Source organism: Saccharopolyspora sp., assembly GCF_017434145.1.
Lineage (GTDB): Bacteria > Actinomycetota > Actinomycetes > Mycobacteriales > Pseudonocardiaceae > Saccharopolyspora_C > Saccharopolyspora_C galaxeae.
Map to the genome: position 1 here is coordinate 1 of NZ_JAFRFW010000584.1, position 4695 is coordinate 4695.

General features: G+C 71.4%; 5 protein-coding genes. 2 read left to right on the plus strand and 3 right to left on the minus strand.

What is annotated here, in order from left to right; all coding sequences use genetic code 11:
• Positions 1–171 precede the first annotated feature (171 nt).
• From IJH84_RS16125 to IJH84_RS16135, 3 genes are all read right to left on the minus strand, one after another.
• A complete protein-coding gene (locus tag IJH84_RS16125; RefSeq protein WP_200072671.1) occupies positions 172–537 on the minus strand; it encodes a hypothetical protein in 366 nt (121 codons plus the stop codon).
• 111 nt (positions 538–648) lie between these two features.
• Entirely contained in the window at positions 649–1296 is a 648-nt protein-coding gene (locus IJH84_RS16130) for a response regulator transcription factor (protein WP_295145876.1), read from the minus strand.
• Entirely contained in the window at positions 1293–2471 is a 1179-nt protein-coding gene (locus IJH84_RS16135; protein WP_200072670.1) for a sensor histidine kinase, read from the minus strand. Before IJH84_RS16135 ends, IJH84_RS16130 begins: the two co-directional genes overlap by 4 nt.
• A 122-nt stretch (positions 2472–2593) precedes the next feature.
• Between IJH84_RS16135 and IJH84_RS16140 the strand changes: the two genes are divergently transcribed.
• Together IJH84_RS16140 and IJH84_RS16145 are read left to right on the plus strand one after the other, a co-directional pair.
• Positions 2594–3379 carry an ABC transporter ATP-binding protein gene (locus tag IJH84_RS16140; RefSeq protein ID WP_200072669.1) on the plus strand — a complete coding sequence of 262 codons (786 nt, stop codon included), beginning with the start codon at positions 2594–2596 and terminating at the stop codon, positions 3377–3379.
• On the plus strand, positions 3376–4695 hold a 1320-nt coding region (locus tag IJH84_RS16145; RefSeq protein WP_295145879.1), incomplete at its 3' end, for an FtsX-like permease family protein. The genes IJH84_RS16140 and IJH84_RS16145, both read left to right, overlap by 4 nt.

A 4695-nucleotide genomic window follows, 5' to 3' on the forward strand; every position in this document is an offset into this window, starting at 1 on the left:
GCGCGGCTGTACCGCGCTGAGCGTCGCGATCGGCGTCTCCGAGAGGCCCGCGCCCCTCGCGGTGAGCTCCGCCGGGAACGGCTCGGCGGGGCGGGGTGCACCTGAAACCCGGCATCGAGCCGGTCAGCGGCCGGCGGACGTCCTGCCGGGCCGCAGGCCCGCTCCGCTGGGTCAGGCCGGGCCGTCGATGGTCAGCTCGCAGGTGACCGGTTCGCCGGGCTGTCCTCGTTCGGTCACCCGTTCCTTGCCTTCGACCAGCACCTCGCAGGTCAGGGCCGAAGCGGGCGAATCCGGCGTGACGACGAACTTCGCCGGACCGCCCATCGGCGCCCACTTCTCCCGGTGCGGCACGCCGACCGGCTCCGGCGCCTGATCCTTGGAGTCCGAAGTGGACTTCTGCACGGTGCCGCTTTCCCCGGCAGGTCCCGATACTTTCAACTCCACCTCGTAGGCGGTTTGCTCCGGAGGATTGCTGCCGCACGCGGTGAGGCCGACGAGGGCGAGTGCAGGTACGGCCAACACGAGTGAACGTTTCAAGGGATGAGCTCCTTCACGCCGAGGGCGGTCGATCCGTCGGACGACGAAGGTATTGATCACCCCGCGAGGCGCGGATCTGCCGGACGGCCGGTTTCGGCCGGAAACCTCCGCCTATCGGCCGAGGATCTTCGACTGCCAGGCCCACGCCGCGATCTCCACCCGATTCCGTACGTCCAATTTGGACTGGACGCTCGCCAGGTGGGTCTTGACCGTGCCGACCGAGAGGAACAGCTGCTCGGCGATCTCGGCGTTGGTGGCACCGGTGGCGACCAGCCGGGCGACGTCGAGCTCGCGCGCCGACAGCGGATTGGGCAGGTCCGCGGGCGGTTCAGCCGCGGAGCGGTTGCGCAGCAACTTCACCGTGATCGCCGGGCTGACGAGCGCGTCGCCCGAGGCCGCCGCCCGCACGGCCTCGAGCAGCAGCGCCGCGCTCGCGGTCTTGAGCACGAAACCGCTGGCGCCGCCGTTGAGCGCGCGGTGCACGTACTCGTCGTCCTCGAAGGTCGTGACGACCACGACCTTGGGCGGATCGACCGCGCCCGGGACGTTGATCCGCTGCAAGGCGTCCAAGCCGTCCAGCCGGGGCATCCGGATGTCCATCAGCACCACGTCCGGCCGGAGCCGCTCGATCTGCTCCAGCGCCTCCACACCGTCGGAGGCCTTGCCGACCACCGCGATGTCGTCCTCGGCCGAGAGGATCATCTCGAAACCGGTGCGGACCATGGTCTGGTCGTCCGCGATGAGCACGCTGATCGTCACGCTGTACCTCCGTTCGACGGCAGCGGCATCCGGGCTTCGAGCGCCCAGCCGCCCTCCGCGCAGGGCCCGTCCTCGAACTCGCCGCCGACTTCGGCGACGCGGTCGCGCAGACCGCGCAGACCGAAGCCGCTCCCGGGCATCTTGCCAACCGCACCGTCGTCGCCGACGCGCACCAGCAGCTCGGAATCCGCGCGCTGGACGTCGATCCGCACGGTCGTCACGTGCTGGCCGTGCTTGCGGACGTTGGTGAGTCCTTCCAGGACGATCCGGTGCGCGGTGGAACCGATCGCGGGCGGGATCCCCTCGGTCGAACCGCGCAGCGCCAGCCGCGCGTCCGGCCCCAGCTCGCGGTTGAACCGCTCGACCATGGTGGCGATCTCGTCGATGGTGGCCAGCGGCGCAGTGGTCGGACCGTCCTCGGCGCGCAGCAGGCCGACCATGCGGTGCAGCGATTCCATCGCTTCGGTACCGGCTTCGGCGATGCCGTCCAAAGTGTCCAGTGCTTGCTGCGGTGACCGGGCGGCGATCGCCTGCGCGCCGCGCGCCTGCACCACCATGCCCGTCACGTAGTGGCCGACGAAGTCGTGCAGGTCGCGGGCGAACTCGGTGCGCTGGAGCAGCCGTTCGTGCTCGATCTCGCGCAGCCGCGCCCGGCGGGCCAGTCGCGCGGCCAGGCCGATCGTGCAGGACAGCACCACGCAGCACAGCAGCAGGAACGCGATCACCAGCTCGGTCAGCTTGCCGCGTCCGATCGCGGGTTGCGCCACGACCACCGGGATCACGACCACCGCCGCGGCCGCCACCCAGCGCTTCTCCGCCCGCCACACCACCAGCCCGAGCAGGATCAGCAGCGCGGCCGTCGGGGTGAGCACCGCCAGCGCGGCGTCGGGACGATCTTGCGACTCCCCGGGCCGGTACGCGGTGTAGTACACGGCGGCCACGATCACGGCGACGGCGATCGTGACCCCGGGCAGCGAGCGAGCGCCGGCCCGCGGAGCGATCAGCAGGGCCACCGCGGCGATCGGCCCGGTCGACATGATCACCGCGGGCGGCCACCTCGCACCGTCGAAGCCCTCGTAGATCACGTGCTCCAACAGCATCAGCGCCGGCGTAGCCAGCACGATGCCGAACAGCCAGAGCGCCGACTGCCACGCGGACTTACCGGGGAACAGCACGAGCCCGCATCCTAGACAGCCGATCTCCGCCGTTTGCATCAGCCGAAAGGCAGAGCGCTTCGCCGCGAAACCGGTCGGCGGACGGAGGTGGACCGCGCCCACGACCGGACAGGCTCCTGGACATGAGCCACAACAGCCGACCAGCGAGCACGGTCGGGACAACCGCGAATCCCGGTCCGGCCATCGCGGTCGAAGCGGTCGACCTCGTCAAGACCTACGGCACCGGCCGGACCGAAGTGCGCGCGTTGGACCACCTCTCCATCCGATTCCCCGCATGCGGTTTCAGCGCGGTGATGGGGCCTTCGGGCTCCGGCAAATCGACGTTGTTGCAGTGCGCGGCGGGTCTGGACACCCCGACCGGTGGGAGTGTGCTGCTCGGCGGCGTCGACCTGGCCACGTTGCGGGACGACGAGCTCACCCGGGTCCGGCGGGAGCGGATCGGGTTCGTGTTCCAGCAGTACAACCTGCTTCCCGAACTCACCGCGGAGGAGAACATCGTGCTGCCGGTCCAGCTCGCCGGACGCAGGCCGCAACGCGGCGCGGTCGGCGAGCTGGCCGAACGACTGGGACTGTCGGGCCGCTTGATGCACCGGCCCGCGGAGATGTCCGGTGGGCAGCAGCAACGGGTTGCGCTGGCCCGCGCGCTGCTCACCCGGCCCGAGGTCGTCTTCGCCGATGAACCGACCGGGAACCTGGACACGCGGGCGAGCGAGGAGATCCTGGGCCTGCTGCAAGCGTCGGTGCGCGAACTCGGGCAGACCGTCGTGATGGTGACCCACGATCCGATAGCCGCCTCGTACGCCGACGGTGTCGTGCTGGTCGCGGACGGGCAGGTGGTCGACACGCTCGTCCGGCCCGACGCCTCCCGGATCGCGCACTCGATGCGGCTGCTGGGGCAGGACCGATGAGCGCCGTCGTTCCGCACCTGCGTGCCGTCCGGCGGGCTCCGGCGCGGTTGGTGCTGTGCGGGCTGACGATCGCCTTGGCCGCCTTGTTCATCACCGGCACGCTGCTCGGCCGGGACATGGCGATGCGCACGATCACCAGTGAGCTGACCTCGATCCCGGATGCGGCGTCCGCGGTCGTGCAGTCCCCGTCCGGATACGGCCCCGCGCAGCTGGACCGGATCGAGGACTTTCCCGGCGTGACCGAGGCGACCGGCCGGGTGAGCGGATCGGGCCTGGTCGGGAGCGTGGAGGTCGAACTGACCGCCGATCCGGGGCAGGGGCCGCTGAGCCGGGTCCAGGTCGAGGCCGGCACGTATCCGCGTGCTCCGGGAGAGGTGGCGGTGTCCGAGCGCGCCGCCGAGCGGCTGGGCTTGCACGTCGGCGACGCGGTCGATTTCGCCGTGCAGGACGGCGGGGCGCCGCACTCGTTGACGGTGACCGCACTCGTGGATTCCCCGTCAGCGGACGGAGTTGCGCTTTACGCCCCGGATCGGGAAGTGCTCACCCGCACCGCTGCGGAACTGTCGCGGGTAGACCTCACCGGGGACGTGCCCGCGATCATGCAGAGTGCCCAGCCGACGGCGATGACCGTGCTCTCCGCCGCGGACGCGCGGCAGGCCGAAGTGCGCCAGAGCCAGGACACGGTCGACCGGGTTTCCGTGCTGCTCAGCGCGTTCGTGGTGCTGGCGGCGCTCGCGTCGATCATGGTCGCGGTATCCGCCTTCCGGATCGTCTTCGCGCAGCGCATCCGGCACCTCGCCATGCTGCGTGCGCTGGGCGCCACCCGCGGTGGGCTGCGTCGGGCGCTGGTCGCTGAGGGCGCGAGCACGGCATTGATCGCGGGTGCAGCCGGGACCGCGCTGGCCGTCGGGATCAGCAGGCTCGTGCCGCTGGTCGCACCGGTCGCAGCGGCCTCTCCCTCCCCGGTGATGCTGGGGTCGGTGCTGGTGGGAGTCGTGGTCGCGGTCGTCCTCGCCGTGCTGGCCCCGGCCCGCGACGCGGCGCGGGTGTCCCCGCTGGAAGCGCTGCGGTCGACGACCCGGCCGAGCGAGCACAAGGCCGGGACGGCGACCCGGACCGTGGTCGGTGCCGCGCTGCTGGCGGTGGGGGTGCTGCTGATGGCCCTCGCGGTTTCCCAGGGACTGCTTTCGCGCTATCGCCCGGCCGGGAGCACCGAAGATCTCGTGCTGTTCGGGGTGCTGGCCGCCGCCGCGTGGTTCGGCGCGTACCTGGCGTTCGCGCCGCGTCTGGTGCGCCCGGTGCTCGCCGGAGCGCAC

Excerpts from the sequence above, each read along its gene's own strand:
- IJH84_RS16140 (WP_200072669.1), top strand. The coding sequence starts at position 2,594 with ATGAGCCACAACAGCCGACCAGCGAGCACGGTCGGGACAACCGCGAAT.